At 68.2% G+C, this 16682-nt stretch carries 21 protein-coding genes; 15 read left to right on the forward strand and 6 right to left on the reverse strand.

Annotation, left to right across the window (positions count from 1 at the left end; translation table 11 throughout):
- Positions 1-56 precede the first annotated feature (56 nt).
- Together QUV35_RS04800 and QUV35_RS04805 are read left to right on the forward strand one after the other, a co-directional pair.
- Positions 57-1277 carry a hypothetical protein gene (locus QUV35_RS04800; protein WP_300871254.1) on the forward strand — a complete coding sequence of 407 codons (1221 nt, stop codon included), beginning with the start codon at positions 57-59 and terminating at the stop codon, positions 1275-1277.
- 164 nt (positions 1278-1441) lie between these two features.
- Positions 1442-1834 carry a hypothetical protein gene (locus QUV35_RS04805; RefSeq protein WP_300871255.1) on the forward strand — a complete coding sequence of 131 codons (393 nt, stop codon included), beginning with the start codon at positions 1442-1444 and terminating at the stop codon, positions 1832-1834.
- Positions 1835-1867: 33 nt separating this feature from the next.
- On the opposite strand, the gene QUV35_RS04810 is transcribed toward QUV35_RS04805, so the two are convergent.
- Entirely contained in the window at positions 1868-2545 is a 678-nt protein-coding gene (locus QUV35_RS04810) for an SOS response-associated peptidase family protein (protein ID WP_300871257.1), read from the reverse strand.
- A 4-nt stretch (positions 2546-2549) separates the two neighbouring features.
- Positions 2550-3608 carry a Stealth CR1 domain-containing protein gene (locus tag QUV35_RS04815; protein WP_300871259.1) on the reverse strand — a complete coding sequence of 353 codons (1059 nt, stop codon included), beginning with the start codon at positions 3606-3608 and terminating at the stop codon, positions 2550-2552.
- 141 nt (positions 3609-3749) lie between these two features.
- Between QUV35_RS04815 and QUV35_RS04820 the strand changes: the two genes are divergently transcribed.
- From QUV35_RS04820 to QUV35_RS04855, 8 genes are all read left to right on the forward strand, one after another.
- Complete coding sequence (locus tag QUV35_RS04820; protein WP_300871261.1) at positions 3750-4394, forward strand: DUF938 domain-containing protein; 645 nt, start codon at positions 3750-3752, stop codon at positions 4392-4394.
- A 40-nt stretch (positions 4395-4434) separates the two neighbouring features.
- Complete coding sequence (locus QUV35_RS04825) at positions 4435-4911, forward strand: TerB family tellurite resistance protein (RefSeq protein WP_300871262.1); 477 nt, start codon at positions 4435-4437, stop codon at positions 4909-4911.
- Positions 4912-5030: 119 nt separating this feature from the next.
- Positions 5031-5513, forward strand: coding sequence for an RcnB family protein (locus tag QUV35_RS04830; protein ID WP_300871263.1), 483 nt, complete (start codon positions 5031-5033; stop codon positions 5511-5513).
- Between the two features lie 122 nt (positions 5514-5635).
- On the forward strand, positions 5636-6238 hold the full coding sequence (locus QUV35_RS04835; RefSeq protein WP_300871265.1) for a thioredoxin fold domain-containing protein: 603 nt from the start codon (positions 5636-5638) through the stop codon (positions 6236-6238).
- 66 nt (positions 6239-6304) lie between these two features.
- Positions 6305-6445: a hypothetical protein gene (locus tag QUV35_RS04840; RefSeq protein WP_300871267.1), complete on the forward strand. Its 141-nt coding sequence runs from the start codon at positions 6305-6307 to the stop codon at positions 6443-6445.
- A 7-nt stretch (positions 6446-6452) separates the two neighbouring features.
- Complete coding sequence (locus tag QUV35_RS04845) at positions 6453-6734, forward strand: DUF427 domain-containing protein (RefSeq protein ID WP_300871269.1); 282 nt, start codon at positions 6453-6455, stop codon at positions 6732-6734.
- A gap of 112 nt (positions 6735-6846) precedes the next feature.
- Positions 6847-7404, forward strand: coding sequence for a DUF4399 domain-containing protein (locus QUV35_RS04850; protein ID WP_300871270.1), 558 nt, complete (start codon positions 6847-6849; stop codon positions 7402-7404).
- Positions 7405-7416: 12 nt separating this feature from the next.
- Positions 7417-8322 carry a VCBS repeat-containing protein gene (locus tag QUV35_RS04855; protein WP_300871271.1) on the forward strand — a complete coding sequence of 302 codons (906 nt, stop codon included), beginning with the start codon at positions 7417-7419 and terminating at the stop codon, positions 8320-8322.
- Between the two features lie 17 nt (positions 8323-8339).
- Here the strand turns inward: QUV35_RS04855 and QUV35_RS04860 are convergent, their stop codons facing one another.
- Positions 8340-8933, reverse strand: coding sequence for an NAD(P)H-dependent oxidoreductase (locus QUV35_RS04860; RefSeq protein WP_300871272.1), 594 nt, complete (start codon positions 8931-8933; stop codon positions 8340-8342).
- Positions 8934-9021: 88 nt separating this feature from the next.
- Positions 9022-9963, reverse strand: a complete 942-nt coding sequence (gene ylqF / locus QUV35_RS04865; RefSeq protein WP_300871273.1) for a ribosome biogenesis GTPase YlqF — start codon at positions 9961-9963, stop codon at positions 9022-9024.
- Between the two features lie 134 nt (positions 9964-10097).
- On the opposite strand from ylqF, the gene QUV35_RS04870 reads away from it, so the two are divergent.
- Positions 10098-10568: an SRPBCC family protein gene (locus QUV35_RS04870; RefSeq protein WP_300871274.1), complete on the forward strand. Its 471-nt coding sequence runs from the start codon at positions 10098-10100 to the stop codon at positions 10566-10568.
- Between the two features lie 19 nt (positions 10569-10587).
- On the opposite strand, the gene gshA is transcribed toward QUV35_RS04870, so the two are convergent.
- Together gshA and QUV35_RS04880 are read right to left on the reverse strand one after the other, a co-directional pair.
- Positions 10588-12147 (reverse strand): glutamate--cysteine ligase, encoded by a 1560-nt coding sequence (gshA, locus tag QUV35_RS04875; protein ID WP_300871275.1) that lies wholly within the window; start codon positions 12145-12147, stop codon positions 10588-10590.
- A 33-nt stretch (positions 12148-12180) separates the two neighbouring features.
- Positions 12181-13182 carry a tRNA-dihydrouridine synthase gene (locus QUV35_RS04880; RefSeq protein WP_300871276.1) on the reverse strand — a complete coding sequence of 334 codons (1002 nt, stop codon included), beginning with the start codon at positions 13180-13182 and terminating at the stop codon, positions 12181-12183.
- A 204-nt stretch (positions 13183-13386) separates the two neighbouring features.
- Here QUV35_RS04880 and QUV35_RS04885 point away from each other — a divergent pair, with 204 nt between their 5' ends.
- The 4 genes from QUV35_RS04885 to bktB all read left to right on the forward strand — a co-directional run bounded on the left by QUV35_RS04885 (position 13387) and on the right by bktB (position 16679).
- A complete protein-coding gene (locus tag QUV35_RS04885) occupies positions 13387-14034 on the forward strand; it encodes an RluA family pseudouridine synthase (protein ID WP_300871277.1) in 648 nt (215 codons plus the stop codon).
- A gap of 7 nt (positions 14035-14041) precedes the next feature.
- Positions 14042-14815 (forward strand): SDR family NAD(P)-dependent oxidoreductase, encoded by a 774-nt coding sequence (locus tag QUV35_RS04890; protein WP_300871278.1) that lies wholly within the window; start codon positions 14042-14044, stop codon positions 14813-14815.
- 15 nt (positions 14816-14830) lie between these two features.
- Positions 14831-15427 (forward strand): histidine phosphatase family protein, encoded by a 597-nt coding sequence (locus QUV35_RS04895; RefSeq protein ID WP_300871280.1) that lies wholly within the window; start codon positions 14831-14833, stop codon positions 15425-15427.
- Between the two features lie 67 nt (positions 15428-15494).
- Complete coding sequence (gene bktB / locus QUV35_RS04900) at positions 15495-16679, forward strand: beta-ketothiolase BktB (RefSeq protein ID WP_300871282.1); 1185 nt, start codon at positions 15495-15497, stop codon at positions 16677-16679.
- Positions 16680-16682: the final 3 nt, after the last annotated feature.

Genomic DNA, 16682 nt, shown 5'->3' on the forward strand with positions numbered 1-16682 from the left:
GGCAGGCGTGACAAATGTCGCGGGGCTCCGGCCGCACTGCCGCCACAATGCGCCGCATGCCCGTCGCTGAAACAGCAGTCTGGTCGGCCATGCTGGGAGGCGTGCTGACCTTGTTGGCCGTCGCCATCGGCGACGCGCTGGCCAGCCGCTCCATGGCCTCGGTGCGCAACGCCCTTTTCCTGCTGATCGCCGGTGGCAGCTGCGTGCTGATGTCGGGCCTGCCGGAGGTCTTCTTTCCCGACCTGCCCGAGCGGCTGGTGATGGTGCTCAAGGCGGGCCTGGGGCCGCTGGCGGGTGCGATGGGCCTGTATTACCTGGGCAACTGGCTGGGCGGCGTGCGCGAGGACTCGCAGGTGCACCAGTTCACGGTGATCGGTGGCACGGTGCTGCTGATGGCGGCACTCGCCCTGGCGGCGCTGGCCACCCAGGTGGAGCGGGCCGACTTTCGCGCCCTGCTCGCCCTGGCGGCGGCGGTGAACATGGTGCCGGTGCTGCTGGCCCTGTTGGCGGTTCGCCGTGCCATCCAGCTCGGCGACCCGCTGGCCCGCTGGATGTCGTTGGGCATCGTCTGCCTGGCGGCCAGCACCGCAGGACTGTATGCGCGCGGCCTCAACGTCGCCGGGCCGGGGCTGGGCACCTGGCTGGCCACCGCCGCCTGCGTGGTGTCCTATTTCCTCATCGCCTCGGTGCTGGGTTTGCTGCGCAACCGCCACAACCGCGAGCTCGCGCGCCTGTCCCGCCTGGACCAGGGCACCGAACCGGCCACCGGCCTGCCCACGGGCGCCGCGCTGCTGACCGAGGTGGAACACGCTTTCTGGCGCACGGCGCGCCGTGGCGGCGTCTGCACGGTGGTGTGCCTGCATGTGGGCAACCTGTACGAACTCAGCGACACACCCGCGCAGGGCTCGGAGCACCAGATCCTCAGCACGCTGGCGGCGCGCGTGCGCCGCGCGGCGGGCTTTCGATGCGTGGTCGGCCTCTACCACCCGCGCTGTTTCGTGGTGGTGATGTCCAGCGACAAGCTCACCGAAGCCACCCTGGAAGTCATCACCCGCCTGCGATCGACCGTGCCCCTGCCACTGTCGGTGATGGACGCGCAGCAGGTCTGTCAGCCCTTCACGCCCGAGGTGGGCGTGGGGGTGGTCACGCTCGAGCCCGACAGCGCCACGCCGATGGAGGTGATCAACCAGGCCGAGCGCCGCGCGCTGGGGGCGGTTGGTGAACAGCATCGGGTGTCCGAACACGACATCGTCACCACGCCCGCCGCACTCAACTGAGTGCTGGCGCACAGACGCCTTTCACCCATAAGTCATCATGCGCGCAGGCCGGTTAAACCTAACCGCCTCGTCAGCGCACCGGGCCCGCACGGCCAGCCGCCCAGTCGTCGGTTTCGTCGGTCTGCAACACCGCCAGTCCTTCCTTCAAGGCACCATACGCAGGCATGTCAAAAGAACAGGATTCCCTGCGCAAGGCAAAACGCCCTTCGCGCAAACCCGGTCGCCGCCGACACGATCCGTTGCTCATCAACGGAGTGAGCGCCTTGCTGGCGGGTGGCGGGTTGTGGGTGCTGTCGCTGGTGCTCGACCACCAGGCCATGTTCAAGGTGGCGGCCCGGGCGCTGCTCGCGCCGGCCTGGATGGCGCTGGCGGTGGGTGCGGCGCTGCTGTTGCTGCACCTGATCATCAAGCGGCGCACGCGGTACGAAGCCGCCATGTTGCTGCGCGAACACTCCACCTTTCACGAGCCGATGCCGCCCTTGGTGGTCACGCCCAAGCGTGATGCGCGCCAGGCCGCCGCGTCAAGCAAGCGCCGACAGACCGTCAGCGCCGACTGAGCGGCCCCCGCGGGGCGCTTCGCGTCCCTCGCTTCACTTCTGCACCGGGTTCGCTGTGAGCAGGGCGGCCGAGAAGGCGCGCATGAACTCGCGTGCCTTCTCCGGGTGGGGCGCGGTCAACCAGGCGCTGTAGGCGCCCTCGTTGAGGATCACCGGCATGCGCTTTTCGCTGCCGGGCTGACCGTAGCGGTGCATGAGCGCATGGCTGTTGGCGTTCACCGTGAGCAGGCAGAAGCTCACGATCGTCTCGTCGCCAGCGCCTTTCCAGCATTCCCACAAACCCGCCACACCCATGGGTTTTCCGTCCACCCGGGTGATGCGCGTGGGCACGGCCTTGCCGCTGCGAAAGTCGTCCTCCTGGAACGACATCATGGGCACGATGCAGCGGCGCGCGCCGAGCCAGCTGTCGCGAAAGTTGTTCGAGGTGGTCACGATCTCGCAGCGCGCATTGACCAGTTTGGTCGAGCGCAACTTGGCGTCCGATGCCGACTTGACCCAGGTGGGCACAAGGCCGAACTGGCCCGTGGCGAGCTCGACAGCCGGCGCGTCGGCAACGGCACCTTCGGCAACCGGCCCGCTGGCCTCCAGGCGGACGAACACGCCAGGCTTGCGCGGCCAGACATCGCGCCCGGCTGGTGTGGGGGGCGCGGCCACATGAAACGCATCGGGGTAGTGGCTGGCGAGCTGGAGGCTCTCGTATTGGGTACTCATCGGCTCATGCTAGCTGATGGGCCGCGCGAAGCCGGCCAGGGTGGCGGTGGGGCGCGTGCGCTGCGGCCGGTGGCAGGCCGGTGGCGTCGTTCTCGAAACGCGATGCGAGCGGAAACAGCGTCTGCAGCGCAGCACGCACCTTGGCCAGCCGCGGGTCCTGGCCATGCGCGTCGTCGGTGGTGTCGTTGATGCAGAAAAAGTCCAGCTGGCCAGCCGCCTCGATCAAGGCGTCGAGCTGCTGCGCCTGGTCATCGCAGCCGGTGGTCACGTGCAGGTGCGGACACTCGCGCATGCGCAACTCCCCCGAGGCCAGCGCCCGGCGCAGCACGAAGTCGGACACCAGCGTGGGACTCGCCCAGGTGCGGAAGGTGGTGGACCGAACACGCTCGAACAGCTCGGGCGCTTCCTGCTCTGCCGCCAGCAGCATCGAGCGCAGCAGGGGTCGTGGCGAGTGGGCAAAGGTGCGCGGCGTGTGCCGGTAGCCAGGCCGTCGGCTGAGCCACCGCGCCGAGAGCCGGCTGGCGTTCTCCAGCGCGTTCTCGTCGGCGCGCAGCGCGGTGCCCTGCACGACGGGGTCGTCGGACCAGGTCGCGTACACCCCGCCGGGCCAGAACCACCGATCCAGCTGGACCGGCGCACCAAAGAACACGTCGTCGTTGAAATAGAAAAAACGCTCGGACAGGCCAGGGATGCGGTGCACATACGACTCGATGTGTGCGGAGTCGAAGGTGGGCAGCTGGCGCGCCGGGATCAGCTCGCGGTGGTCCACCAGCGTGAGGTGCGGCGACGGACGCAGCCACGAAGGGGTTTGCCCGTCGGTGACGACATGCACATGACCGTGCTCGGGAAAGTGGCGCTCCAGCGCCCGCAGGCTGTAGCGCAACTCGTCGTTGTCCCGAAAGCGCCCTTCCACATTGGCGTAGAGCGCCATGGCGCTGTGTTCGATCGCACCGTGCGCCTGTGCGGCGCGGTGGCGTCGGGCACGCCACGAAGGGTCGTTGCCGTCGACCCAGAGGTAAACGATGTCGATGCGGGGATCGGGGGCGGCGAAGGCTGCTGGCATGAAAGACGGGGTGCGTGAATGAGACGCACGGAGAAGCCCACGCGAAAATGAGGCCGGACTCTAGCACGCACCCCATGCATCGCGGGCAGGCCCGGGCGATGGCCGCAAAGCCCCCACGAGCGGCTGCTCCACAATGCACCCATGACCGCCCTGCCCACCAGTCCCGCCGCCGACCGCAACAAACAGGCCATCCTGGAAACCCTGCAGCGGGTCTTGCCCGAGCGCGGCATGGCGCTCGAGATCGCATCGGGCACCGGCCAGCACGCCACCTGGTTCGCCCGCGGACTGCCCGGCTGGCAGTGGCAGCCCACCGACCTGCAGGCCAGCGCCATGGCCACGATCGCTGCCTGGACCGAACAGTCGGGCGTTCGCAACGTGCTGCCCCCGATGCGACTGGACGTCACATCCGGTCAATGGCCCGAAGAAGCCGACCTGTTCGGTGAGGCCTTTGGCGAGACCTTCGACGCGGTGTACTGCGCCAACCTGCTGCACATCGCGCCCTGGGCCGCCTGCACCGGCCTCATGCAGGGTGCAGCGCGGGTGCTCGCCCCGCGCGGCGTGCTCATCACCTACGGCCCCTATCTCGAGCACGATGTGCCCACGTCCCCGGGCAACCTCGCCTTCGACGAAAGCCTGCGCAACACCCACCCCGAGTGGGGCATCCGGGCGTTGCCGGCGGTGATCGCCGAGGGGCAACGAGCCGGACTGCACCTGCGCGAACGCCACGCCATGCCGGCGAACAACCTGTTGCTGGTGTGGGCCCGGGAACCATCACAGCCGGGCTGAGCTCCATCCCGACCTCTCCACTTTTCCCGACGAACCATCCATGCTCAGAAGCCTCAAAGACCTCTTCGACAACCTGGCAGCCAGCCTCAACGCCCCGGCCGGTGCCCAGCTGCCCCATGAACAGGAACACACCCTGCAGCTGTCCACCGCGGTGCTGCTGGTGGAGGTGATGCGGGCCGAGCCCGACATGAGCGATGTCGAGCGCGAGGCGGTCATCAGTGCCTTGCGGCGCAAGTTCGACTTGAGCGACGACGAGATCGACCGGTTGATGGAACTCGCCCACGAGACCGCTCGCACCGCCTATGACTACCAGCGCTTCACCGGCCTGATGAACGAACGTTTCACACAGCCACAGAAGATCGCGGTGATCGAGGCGATGTGGGACGTGGCCTTTGCCGACAACCAGCTCGACGCGAACGAGCACCACGTCATCAGCAAGGTGGCCGGCCTGCTGCACGTGACCCATGGCGAGTACATCGCCGCCAAGCTGCACGCCCAGGCCGCGGCCGGGGGCTGAGGCCGGCACACAGCACACATGCGGCTACCGGACTTTGCCTGCGCGTCGGGGCGCGTTCACCGGGCAGATACATGGGGGGCACACGATGGAGGCTCACCAACCCCCAAGGAGTCCACTCCATGAAACCCCGACATCTTGTTGCGATCGCGATCGCCGCTTCCACGCTGGGCATCAGTTCCCTGTCTTTCGCCCAGGGCAACAGCCACGGCCACGGCCAGCGCTTCGACGCCCCCTCCATGCACCGGGTGGACGACCGCCGCGATGACCGTCGTGATTTCCGCGCCGAGCGCCGGGACGATCGCCGCGACTTCCGCCAGGAGCGTCGCGAAGACCGCCGCGACTACCGCCACGACCGTCGCGCCGACCGCCATGAATACCGCCACGGACCGCAGGTGCGCCACTACCAGGCCCGCGGCCCGCAGTTCCAGCGCGGACGCTACATCCCCAGCGAATACCGCAGCCGCCAGTACGTGGTGGTGAACCACCAGCAGCACCGCCTGTATGCGCCGCCACGCGGCCAGCAGTGGGTGCAGGTGGGCAGCGACTACGTGCTGGTGGCCATCGCCACCGGCCTGATCATCAACCTGATGTTGAGCAACTGACCTCCTGCCGGCAGGCCGCCAACCAAGGCGCAGCGCACCCCTTGAAGCCGGGCGCTGCGCCTTTTCGTTGGCCCGGACCGTCTGCGATGATCCGGGCCTTGGCACCACCCTCGACGACCACCATGAACCTTCGACACTTCGCCCTGCCCCTGCTCGCATCGCTGTCCCTGCTGGCGGCCTGCTCGAAGCAGGAGACCGCTGCGCCAACGACCAGCGTCGCCGCTGCCGACACCGCCCCGATCGCCGCCAGCCAGGCGCTGGACGTGCTGGCCAGCCAGGCCAGGGGTTTTGCCGCCGGCAAGATCCTCAGCACGAATGCCGTCTATGTGCTGTTCGACCCGCAATGCCCGCACTGCGCCCGCCTCTGGGAAGCCTCGGTGCCGCTGCACGACCGCGCGAAGTTCGTCTGGCTGCCGGTGGCGATCATGAACGCCAAAAGTGCTCCCCAGGGTGCGGCCATCATGACCGCCGCCAACCCGGTGCAGGCCATGGCCGACCACGAAAAGTCGCTGCTGGCCGGCACCGGCGGCACCTCGGCGTCGGCCGATGTTGCGCCCGACGTGCTGGCCGCCATCAAGAGCAACACCGTTCTGCTGGAGCGGCTGGGGGCCACCTCGGTGCCCTACATCGTCGCGCGCCACCAGGGCAGCAACCAGGTCGTCATGCAGGCCGGTGCCAACGACACCCGGGCACTCGCCGCTTTCCTCGGCATCGGGCAGCCTTGAAGCGCTGTTTTGTGGCTTACCATCGCGCAGTCAAGCCGCCTTCGCGGCTGTTCAACGGAGGCCCCCATGGGCAAAGAGCAACGCAACGAAAAACTCTCCAAGAAGCCGAAGAAGGACACCTCGGCGCCCAAGGGCCCGGTCACGTCCGACCGCCCCATGCCACCGGTGACCTCGGTGCTCCCGCGCGGCAAGGAAAAGAACAAGTGAGCCTGGCATGAAGGCCACCTGGAACGGCGCCGTGATCGCGCAGAGCGACGACACCGTGGTGCTGGAAGGCAACCACTACTTTCCCGAGAGCTCGCTCAACCGCGATTTCGTCACCTTCAGCAACCACCGCACCAGCTGCCCCTGGAAGGGCCAGGCGAGCTACTACTCGCTGCTGGTCGACGGTGAGCTCAATACCGATGCGGCCTGGTACTACCCGGACCCCAAGCCCGAAGCCGAAGAGATCCGCGGGCGCGTCGCCTTCTGGAAAGGCGTGAAGGTCGCGCCCTGATCCCGCCGGCGCGACGGGGTCGCAATGACCCCGGCAGGCGCCGGGCAAAGCCCTCCATCCAGCGCCTGCGGGCGTATCCTGAGCGGCACAACAACCCCTCCAGGAGACAGCCATGACCATTTCCCTGCGCGCTGCGCAACTCGGTCTCGTTGCCGCCGCCATGCTCGTGCTCACCGGCTGCGCCCGCCACAACCATGCGGCCATGCACGCGATGCACCATGGCGGCATGCACCACGGTGCCATGATGGCCAAGGCAGCACCCACCGCCCCGGTCAGCATCACCGCGAGCACGCCCACGCTGGCATCGGGCTACCAGAAAGTGGCTGCAGCGCCCGAGGCCCGGGTCTACTTTGCCAACCTGCGCAACGGCGCCACCGTCACCAGCCCGGTGAAGGTGGTGTTCGGGCTCGCCGGCATGGGTGTTGCACCTGCGGGCGTGGAGAAAGCCGGCACCGGTCACCACCACCTGCTGATCGACGTGGCCGCCGTGGATGCCAATGCGCCGCTGCCCGCCAACGACCAGTTCCGCCACTTCGGCCTGGGCCAGACCGAAACCAGCGTCGAGCTCAAGCCCGGCACCCACACGCTGCAGCTCATCGTGGCCGACCAGAACCACATCCCGCACCACCCGGTGGTGATCAGCGAACGCATCACCATCACGGTGAAGTGACCGGGCCGACCAGTGCGTGCCTGGATCGGGCTGCTGAGCAGCCTTTGTTCCGGCTGGGCCGTGGCCATGGGGCTGTCGGTCGAGCCCGCCGACGGCGCCTGCGCACCCCCTGCGGCCCGGACACCGGCACCGGACGTGGCAGCCGGTCGCCTGCCCGACAGCCAGGCGGTGGAAGGATCCAGGGACATCGCATGGGTCTGGCTGGGCTCTCCCACCCGCCGCTATCCCCACGGTGCCCTGGGTTCGCCGGTGCATGCGGGCAGCGTCCATGTGTGGCCCCGGTCAACGGCAGGCCCCCAGGTGGTGAGCCTGAGCCTGCCGGTTCACCGCGTGTTCGAGGACCGCGTGCCCCGGCTGGTGGACCTGGACGGCGACGGTCGCGACGAGATCGTGCTGGTTGAAGCCGATGCCCTTCGGGGTGCTGCGCTGGTGGTGCTGGGTCTGGAACAGCGCAACGGACAGACCACCCTGGTGGAGCGCGCCCGCGGGCCTCACGCCGGTTCCACCTTTCGCTGGCTGAACCCGGTGGGCTTTGCCGACTTCGATGGCGACGGCCGCCTGGATGTGGCCAGCGTGACCACGCCCCACATCGGCGGCGTGCTCACGCTGCACCACTTGCAACCACCGGCACTCGTGCCGTTCGCCCGCGCACTCGATGTGTCGAACCACCGCATGGGTGCGCTCGAGCAGCAGTTGGCGGTGATCGTGCAAACCCCGGGCGTGCGGCCCACCATCGTCGTTCCCGACATGGCGCGCCAGGCGCTGCACGCGCTGCGCTGGGAGGCGCCGGGCCAGTGGCACGAACTCGCCGATCTCAAACCCCTGCCGGGAACCGTCGAGCGGCTCGCGCCCGCACCGAACGGCGCGTGCGCCTGGCTGGCCGACGGCCGCGTGCTGCGCATCACCCTGCTGCCCTGACGCGGGCCTGGGCCCCCTCAGGCGGCCTGTTCGCCGAGCGTGTGCATTTTCTTGCGCCAGCGCCCCACCCCGGCGGTCCCGAGACCGTCCACCGAACCGATCAGCGTTTCGTGGATGGGCGCAAAGCCCACGAACCCCAGGATGTTGCGCTCCAGCGCCTTGACGCTGTGCGCGCGGAAGTACCAGCGGTAGGCCAGTGCCGGCATGCCCATGGTGACCACCACGCGGGCCGAGCGTCCGCTCAACGGCTTTCGACCGAAGGGCTTCGGGCCTTCCGGACCAACGGCAAAACCGGGGCGTGCCACCTGTTCAAGAAACGCCTTGAGCAGCGCCGGCATGTCGCCCAGCCACAGCGGGAAAAAGATCACCACATGCTCGGCCCAGGCCATGCCGTCCTGCGCCACCTGCAGGCCCGGCGGCAGCGCGCCGTGGTGCCAGGCCTCGGCGGTCCTGAGCACGGGGAAGTCCAGCGTGCCCACGGCGATGCGACGCACCTCGTGGCCCGCAGCGGCCGCACCGGCGGCATAGGCCTCGACCAGGGCGTGGTTGAGGCGCTCGGCCCCGGGGTCGGGATGGCCTTCGATCAGCAGGATGCGACGCGTGTCGTTCATGGCGAACTCCTTCGAATGCGGGGAATGCCATGGTGGTGTGCCTGCGCAGGGCCCACCTTGACGCGGATCAATGCCGCGGGCCGCAACGTCAGCGCCGGTCGGTTTTCCGGGGCTTGTTGGCGCGCTCTTTCTTCTTGCTCTGGCGCTCTGCATCGGCCTGCTGGCCGGCCGCGAGCCACTGCAGGAACTGCCCGGGTGTCTCCAGCGTGATGCGCCCGAGCACGCCGCTGCGGAAGTCGGCGATCAACAGCTCGGCCGCCTTCTGCCAGTTGATGCTGCCGCCCGCACCGATGGCGCCGCGCTTGCGGGCAATGGCCGCCATCAGGTCTTCGTCGGGCAGGCTGGCCACGGTGTCCAGCGGCAGGCCAAGCTTGTACCGCGCCTCGAGCTGCGCGCCGTAGCTGGCCTTCAGTTTGGCGAGCAGTTCCAGTGCGACTTCCTGGTCGTCGTAGGCGTTGCGGCCCACGGCGCCGCTGGCCGCGAGGTTGTAGCCGCTCTCGGGCACCACGATGCGTGGCCACAGCATGCCGGGCGTGTCGAACAGGTAGAAATCGTCGGCCAGCGCGATGCGCTGTTCGGTCCGGGTGATGCCGGCCTCGTCACCGGTCTTGGCCGCGCGCTTGCCCATGAAGGTGTTGATCAGCGTGCTCTTGCCGACGTTGGGAATGCCGCAGATCAGCACCCGCATGGGCTTGACCATGCCACCGCGCAAGGGAGCGAGCTCGAAACACGAGGCGATGATGGCGCGCGCAGGCGCGGTGACGCTGGCGTCCAGCGCAATGGCACGGGTGTTCGGCTGGGCGTTGTAGTGCGCCAGCCAGAGCGCGGTGCGTTCGGGGTCGGCCATGTCCTGTTTGTTGACCACCTTGAGTGCAGGCCGCCCGGCCGTGAGTTCGGCCAGCAGCGGGTTGGCGCTCGACCCCGGCAGGCGCGCATCGAGCATCTCGATCACGACGTCGATGTCCTTCACCCGTTCGGTGATGGCCTTGCGCGTGAGGTGCATGTGCCCGGGGAACCACTGGATGCTCATGGGAGAAAGGACCGGAAAAGGGGGCCGAAAGAAGAAGGGGAACCGGGGATTGTGCCCGGGGTATTTCCCGGGGTGCGCGCCCGGGGGCCCTGCCTACAATGATTCGCCAACACAACCACCGCCCGAGGAGCCCCATGGCCATCACCGTGAAAATCGATCTGGGATACGAATTCGACGTCAAGGCCAAGGCGGCCGAGGTGTTCGATGTGCTCTCCAACGTGCCCGAATCGGTCAGCCATTTCCCCAAGGTCGACAAGCTCACCGACCTGGGCGGCGGCGTTTACCAGTGGGAAATGGCGAAGGTCGGCACGGCGCAGGTGAACATCCAGACCGTCTACGCCAGCAAATACACCAGCGACAAGGCGAAGGGCACGGTGAAATGGACACCGGTCAAGGGCATCGGCAACGCGCAGGTGGGCGGAAACTGGAAGATCGTGGACAACAAGAAGTCCACCAACGTGACGCTGGGGATTCAGGGCGAGATCGAGGTGCCGCTGCCCGGCCTCATGAAGATGGTGGTGGCGCCGGTGGTCGAGGGCGAGTTCGAGAAACTCGTCGAAAAATACATCGACAACCTGGTCAAGCGCTTCGGCGGCGAGGCCTGAAGATCGCCTGCGAGCGCGCTCAGGCCGCGACCGCCGTCGACTGCAGCTGCGGGCGGCCGAGCCGGGCCGGCGACACATATTCCTGCCGGTAGATCTCGAACGGCATCGTGTCGGCCGCCTCGATGGCGCGCTGGTCTTCGATCGATTTCGCCGCCATGGCCTCAAAACGGGCCTGCTGCTTGCTGCTCCAGTCCAGCGAGAGCAGATGCTGGTGCGTGACCATTGACTGGGCCCGCGCAAAACCCACAAACGAATCGCCATGGTGGTCGTGCATGGCCTGCAGCACGCGTGCCGATGGCAGCAAGCCGGGCAACTTGAGCTGGGCCGTGGCCTGCTGCACCGCGCTGGTGTGCTCGGTGCCGCCCTGCGCCTCGTCGAGCGATGCGGCGATCGGCAGCAGTTCGGCCAGTATCTCGTCGGCCCATTGCACCAGCGGCACGGCCTGACCGCCGCGCATGAGGTTCAGGCCCGGCTCGCGGCCGCGAGCGGCCGTGAGGTGCTGGTTGTGGGCGAGTTCGCGGATCTCGGCCGGCGTGTCGGGCGGGCTGTCTGAGAGCAGGCAATGCAACAGGAACACATCGAGAAAACGCAGCGTGGCCGCGCCGATGCCGATGGGCTCGAACGGGTTGAGGTCGAGCAGGCGCACCTCGATGTACTCCACGCCGCGCTCGCGCAGCGCGTGCAGCGGGCGCTCGCCGGGGTAGATCACGCGCTTGGGCCGGATGGTGCCGTAGAACTCGTTCTCGATCTGCAGCAGCGTGGTGGCGAGCTGGTTGTAGTCACCGCCCGGATTGCGGATGCCCAGGGCCTCGTAGGCCGGCCACGGCCGGGTCAGCGCGTCGTGCAGCGAGGCGGCGTAGCCCTCCAGGCCGTTGTAGCTCACGGCGAGCGTGGCCTGGGCCTCGCTCTGGTAACCCAGGCGCCCCATGCGCAGCGAGGTGCCGTGCGGCATGTACAGCGTGCCGGTGCTGCCCAGCTTCTGCAGTTCGTGTTCGCGGCCTTCGACGAAGGTCGAGCACACCGCCGGCGACGCACCGAACAGCGTGAGCAGCAGGAAGGCGTGGCGGCGGAAGTTGCGGATGGTGGCGAAGTACTCGTCGCTGGTCACGCCCGGCAGCGACCAGTTGTAGTGGATGCCCGAGATGGTCTGCATGCGACGGCCGTAGCGGTGACCCAGGCCCATGCGGTAGACGCTCTTGGCGCGACCGACATTGGACGAGCCGTAGCGGCCCAGCGGAATGGTCTCGTCGGTGGGCAGGCCGCACGGCATGCTCGAGGCCCACATCATTTCGTTGCCCAGGGCGCGCAGGCTGCGCACCGTGTACTGGTGCACCTCGGTCAGCTCGGCCAGGCAGGACTCCACCGATGGGTGCACGCCGGTGATGAGCTCGAGCTGCGACTCGCTGTAGTCGGTGGTGATGTTCGGATGGGTCAGCGCACTGCCCAGGGCGGCGGGGTGCGGCGTGAGGGCCAGCTTGCCATCGGGCTGGGAGCGCAGGCTCTCTTTTTCAAGGCCGCGGCGCATGCCGCGCATGCGCTCACCCGAAAGAGCGTCCAGCCGGTGATTGAGAGAGGTCATACAGGGGTCGTGTTGCAGGTCCGGGGGCGGAAGTTAACACGCCTGCGTCATTTCTGCTGGCGCCACCGGGTTGGGCTCTGTGGTAGGCGGGCACGGGCCTTGCGCCCGGCGCAGCCAGGCGTCGATGTGCGCAGGCTCGTTGAACACACGCAGCTCGTCGCAGGCCTGCTGCGCCTCGGGATACCGTTTTCGCAGGTAATTGAGCCACTGCTTGAGCCGTCCCGCGCGGTGGCGCCGCTCCACCCGCGCGCTGACCTGTTGCCAGAACAGCTGCAGCAGCGGCGGCAATGCCGCCCACGGCACGTCACCCAGCCCCTTGATGGCCAGCGCCAGGCCGGGGTCGGTCACCATGCCGCGACCGATCATGAGGTGTTCGCAGCCGGTCACCTCGCGGCAGCGCCGCGCATCGGCCACGGTCCAGATCTCGCCATTGGCAATCACCGGCAGGCGCAGGTGTGCTGGCAGCGACTGGCGCACCTCGGCGAGCCGGTCCCAGTAGGCCGGGGGCCGGTAGCCGTGGGCCTTGGTGCGGGCGTGGATCACCAGTTCGTCGGCACCGGCTTCTGCGATCGCATGGGCGCAGTCTTCGGCGCGCGCGTCGTCGTTGAAGCCCAGGCGCATCTTGGCCGACACGGGCACGTGCGCCGGCACGGCGCGGCGCACCGCCGCCACGATGCGGCCGATGAGTTCGGGCTCGTCGAGCAGCACGGCGCCGCCGCGGCTCTGGTTGACGGTTTTGGCGGGACAGCCGAAGTTCAGGTCGATGCCGTGCGGGCCCAGCCCGGCCAGGCGCGCGGCATTCTCGGCCAGGCAGCCCGGGTCGGAGCCGAGCAGCTGGGCACGCACCGGCACACCCGCGCGGGTGCGACCGCCGTTGAGCAGTTCAGGCACCACGCGCACAAACACACGCTCGGGCAGCAGCATGTCGGTGACGCGGATGAACTCGCTCACGCAGCGGTCGATGCCACCGGTGCGGGTAAGCACATCACGCAGGGTGGCATCGAGCAGACCTTCCATGGGGGCGAGCAACAGCATGGGGGTATTGTCCTTTGCCTGGACAATCGGTTTCATGGCTTGCTTGCTTTCTCCGGCTGGTCCGGTCATCGGCGACCGGGCGGAACGCCTCCGCGAATGTCCCCCGGGTCGGCTGCGCCGCTCCTCCTCCTTTATTTCGCTGCGGCGTTCCACCCGATCACCGATGACCTCGTTGGCGTGCGTCCGCGAGCCCGCGAGGTCGGCGTGAGCAATGTCTCCCTCATCCACGAGGACGAACAACTCATCGTCCTCAACAAACCTGAAGGCTTGCTGGCGGTACCCGGCAAAGGCCCCGACAAACAGGATTGCCTGAGCGCCAGGGTTCAGGCCAGATGGCCCGACGCCCTCGTGGTGCACCGGCTCGACATGGCCACCTCCGGCCTTGTGGTCATGGCACGCGGCCTCGAAGCGCAACGCGCGCTGAGCCTGGCGTTCGAAGAGCGCCGCGTGCACAAGCGCTACACCGCCGTGGTGGCCGGTCAACTGACCAACCCCCAGGCCGACAACGGCTGGAACAGCATCGACCTGCCGCTCATGGCCGACTGGCCCAGGCGACCCCTGCAAAAAGTGGATCGTGTGCAAGGCAAGCCCAGCCTCACCCGCTGGCGCATCTCGGCCCAACCATCGACCGCCGGCACCACCCGCCTCGAGCTCGAACCGGTGACGGGCCGCACCCACCAGTTGCGCGTGCACCTGCAAGCCCTTGGGCACCCGGTGGTGGGCGATGCGTTGTACGCTGCGCCCGACACACCGGCCACGGCTGCCCGCCTGCTGCTGCACGCGCACTGGCTCTTGTTTCCCCATCCGCTCCATGGCCAGGCCATGGAATTCCACAGCCCCTGCCCGTTCTGAAACCACCATGACGCAACAACACCTCACCATCCTCACCGGCGCCTCGCGGGGCATGGGCCTGGCCATGGCGCGCCAGCTGCTCGGTCCTGATCGGCACCTGCTGTGCATCTCGCGCCAGGTGAACGGCGAACTGACCACCGAAGCGCAAGCGCTCGGGGCCCCGCTCACGCAGTGGTCGCAAGACCTCGCCGACAGCACCGGTGCGGCGAACCGGCTGCAGGCCTTTCTGCAGAGCCAGCCCGCCAGCCACTGGAGCGGCGCCACGCTGATCAACAACGCCGGCGTGATCCCGCGCATCGGACCGCTGGACCAGTGCCCGCCCGAGGACCTGGCGAACGCCCTTCGCGTGGGTCTGGAAGCCCCCATGCAGCTCACCGCCGCCTTCCTGCGCGCCACCAACGGCTGGGTGCAAGCGGGCTGGCGCGGGCCGCGCAAGGTGCTGAACATCTCTTCGGGCCTGGGCCGCAGCGCCATGGCGGCGCAGGCACCGTATTGCGCCGCCAAAGCCGGCATGGACCATTTCACCCGCTGCAGCGCGCTCGACGAAGCGCAACGCGAGCACGGCGCGCGCCTGGTCTCGCTGGCGCCCGGCGTGATCGACACCGACATGCAGGTGCAGTTGCGCGCGGGTGATCCGGCCGCGTTTCCCGACCGGGGCCGCTTCGTGGAACTCCAGCGCCAGGGTCAGCTCACACCGCCTGGCGAGGCCGCAGCCCGTGTGCTCGCCTGGCTTGAACGCGCCGATTTCGGCGACCAACCCGTGGCCGACGTGCGCGGCTGAAACCCCTTGAACGCCATGCAGAAACCCTTCTGGAACCGACGCGAATTCACCATCGCCGGCGCTGCGGCCATCGGCACCGCCGCCCTGCCCGCGCGCGCCCAGGCCCCGGGCTTCTGGACCCTGCTGCGCGAAGGCGGCTGTGTGGTGCTGATGCGCCATGCGCTGACCGAGCCCGGCATCGGCGATCCGCCGAACTTCAAGCTGGGTGAATGCGGCACACAGCGCAACCTGAGCGAGGCCGGACGCCAACAGGCACGGCGCGTGGGTGCTGCATTCACGCGAGAGCGCGTGAAGCTCGACGAGGTGCGCTCCAGCGCCTGGTGCCGTTGTGTCGACACCGCCATGCTCGCCTTTGGCCAGAACACCGTGTGGACGCCACTCAACTCCTTTTTCGGCAGCAGCGGTGGGCCTGACCAGAGCAACGATGTGCTGCGCAGCGTGCAGGGCTGGATGGCACCGCGCAACCTGATGCTGGTGACCCACCAGGTGAACGTGACCGCGCTGACCGGCGAGTACCTGAGCATGGGCGAGATCCTCGTCACGCGTGCGGCGCCTGCGTCCGGCGGCAGCGTTCCGGCCCGCCTGCGCGTGCTTTCCCGCCAGACCTTCTGACGCAGATCAAGTTGGGTGTGGGTGCCGGGGCTACGATATCGGCTGCCCAAAACACCAGGAGACCCCCATGAGCAGAGAAGTCGTCATCGTCAGCGCCGTGCGCACCGCCATTGGCACCTTCGGCGGAAGCCTGAAGGATCAGCCACCGATCGAACTCGGCGCACTGGTCGTGCGCGAATCCCTCGCCCGCGCCGGCGTGGACGGCAAGGATGTGGGTCATGTGGTGTTCGGCCACGTGGTGAACACCGAACCCAAAGACATGTACCTCTCGCGGGTGGCTGCCATCAACGGCGGCTGCGCCGAGGGCACGCCCGCCTTCAACGTCAACCGCCTGTGCGGCTCGGGCCTGCAGGCCATCGTCTCGGCCTCGCAGAGCATCCTGCTGGGCGACACCGACGTGGCCATCGGCGGCGGCGCGGAGAACATGAGCCGTGCCCCGTTTGCCAGCCTGAACATGCGCTGGGGCGCCCGCATGGGTGACACCAAGATGGTCGACATGATGGTCGGCGCGCTGCACGACCCCTTCCACACCATCCACATGGGCGTGACGGCGGAGAACATCGCCGCCAAGTGGGGCATCAGCCGCGACGACCAGGACCGGCTCGCGGTGGAAAGCCACAACCGCGCACAGCGCGCCACCGAAGAAGGCCGCTTCAAGGACCAGATCGTGCCGGTGGTGCTCAAGAGCCGCAAGGGCGACGTGTCGTGGGCGACCGATGAACACTTCCGCCCCGACTGCACGCTGGAAGACCTCGCCAAACTCAAGCCGGTGTTCCTGAAAGAAAACGGGACCGTGACCGCCGGCAACGCCTCGGGCCTCAACGATGCCGCCGCGGCCGTGGTCCTGATGGAAGCGGGTGCAGCGAAGGCGCGTGGCGCAAAGCCGCTGGCGCGCCTGGTGGCCTACGCACATGCCGGCGTGGACCCGAAATACATGGGCATCGGCCCGGTGCCGGCCACGAAGATCGCGCTGGAGAAAGCCGGACTGACGGTGAACGACCTCGACGTGATCGAGGCCAACGAGGCCTTCGCTGCCCAGGCCTGCGCCGTCACGCGCGACCTCGGCCTGGACCCGGCCAAGGTCAACCCCAACGGTTCGGGCATCTCGCTGGGCCACCCCATCGGCGCCACCGGCGCACTGATCACGGTGAAAGCCATTCACGAACTGCACCGGGTTCAGGGTCGCTACGCGCTGGTGACGATGTGCATTGGTGGTGGCCAGGGGATTGCCGCGATCTTCGAGCGGATCTGAAGA

Origin of the sequence: Hydrogenophaga sp., assembly GCF_030373225.1 — a bacterium.
Classification (GTDB): Bacteria; Pseudomonadota; Gammaproteobacteria; order Burkholderiales; family Burkholderiaceae_C; genus Hydrogenophaga.

Bases quoted from the DNA above. Each gene is read 5' to 3' on its own strand.
- QUV35_RS04800 (WP_300871254.1), top strand. From the start codon at position 57: ATGCCCGTCGCTGAAACAGCAGTCTGGTCGGCCATGCTGGGAGGCGTG.
- QUV35_RS04805 (WP_300871255.1), top strand. From the start codon at position 1,442: ATGTCAAAAGAACAGGATTCCCTGCGCAAGGCAAAACGCCCTTCGCGC.
- QUV35_RS04810 (WP_300871257.1), bottom strand. From the start codon at position 2,545: ATGAGTACCCAATACGAGAGCCTCCAGCTCGCCAGCCACTACCCCGAT.
- QUV35_RS04815 (WP_300871259.1), bottom strand. From the start codon at position 3,608: ATGCCAGCAGCCTTCGCCGCCCCCGATCCCCGCATCGACATCGTTTAC.
- QUV35_RS04820 (WP_300871261.1), top strand. From the start codon at position 3,750: ATGACCGCCCTGCCCACCAGTCCCGCCGCCGACCGCAACAAACAGGCC.
- QUV35_RS04825 (WP_300871262.1), top strand. From the start codon at position 4,435: ATGCTCAGAAGCCTCAAAGACCTCTTCGACAACCTGGCAGCCAGCCTC.
- QUV35_RS04830 (WP_300871263.1), top strand. From the start codon at position 5,031: ATGAAACCCCGACATCTTGTTGCGATCGCGATCGCCGCTTCCACGCTG.
- QUV35_RS04835 (WP_300871265.1), top strand. From the start codon at position 5,636: ATGAACCTTCGACACTTCGCCCTGCCCCTGCTCGCATCGCTGTCCCTG.
- QUV35_RS04840 (WP_300871267.1), top strand. From the start codon at position 6,305: ATGGGCAAAGAGCAACGCAACGAAAAACTCTCCAAGAAGCCGAAGAAG.
- QUV35_RS04845 (WP_300871269.1), top strand. From the start codon at position 6,453: ATGAAGGCCACCTGGAACGGCGCCGTGATCGCGCAGAGCGACGACACC.
- QUV35_RS04850 (WP_300871270.1), top strand. From the start codon at position 6,847: ATGACCATTTCCCTGCGCGCTGCGCAACTCGGTCTCGTTGCCGCCGCC.
- QUV35_RS04860 (WP_300871272.1), bottom strand. From the start codon at position 8,933: ATGAACGACACGCGTCGCATCCTGCTGATCGAAGGCCATCCCGACCCC.
- ylqF (WP_300871273.1), bottom strand. From the start codon at position 9,963: ATGAGCATCCAGTGGTTCCCCGGGCACATGCACCTCACGCGCAAGGCC.
- QUV35_RS04870 (WP_300871274.1), top strand. From the start codon at position 10,098: ATGGCCATCACCGTGAAAATCGATCTGGGATACGAATTCGACGTCAAG.
- gshA (WP_300871275.1), bottom strand. From the start codon at position 12,147: ATGACCTCTCTCAATCACCGGCTGGACGCTCTTTCGGGTGAGCGCATG.
- QUV35_RS04880 (WP_300871276.1), bottom strand. From the start codon at position 13,182: ATGCTGTTGCTCGCCCCCATGGAAGGTCTGCTCGATGCCACCCTGCGT.
- QUV35_RS04890 (WP_300871278.1), top strand. From the start codon at position 14,042: ATGACGCAACAACACCTCACCATCCTCACCGGCGCCTCGCGGGGCATG.
- QUV35_RS04895 (WP_300871280.1), top strand. From the start codon at position 14,831: ATGCAGAAACCCTTCTGGAACCGACGCGAATTCACCATCGCCGGCGCT.
- bktB (WP_300871282.1), top strand. From the start codon at position 15,495: ATGAGCAGAGAAGTCGTCATCGTCAGCGCCGTGCGCACCGCCATTGGC.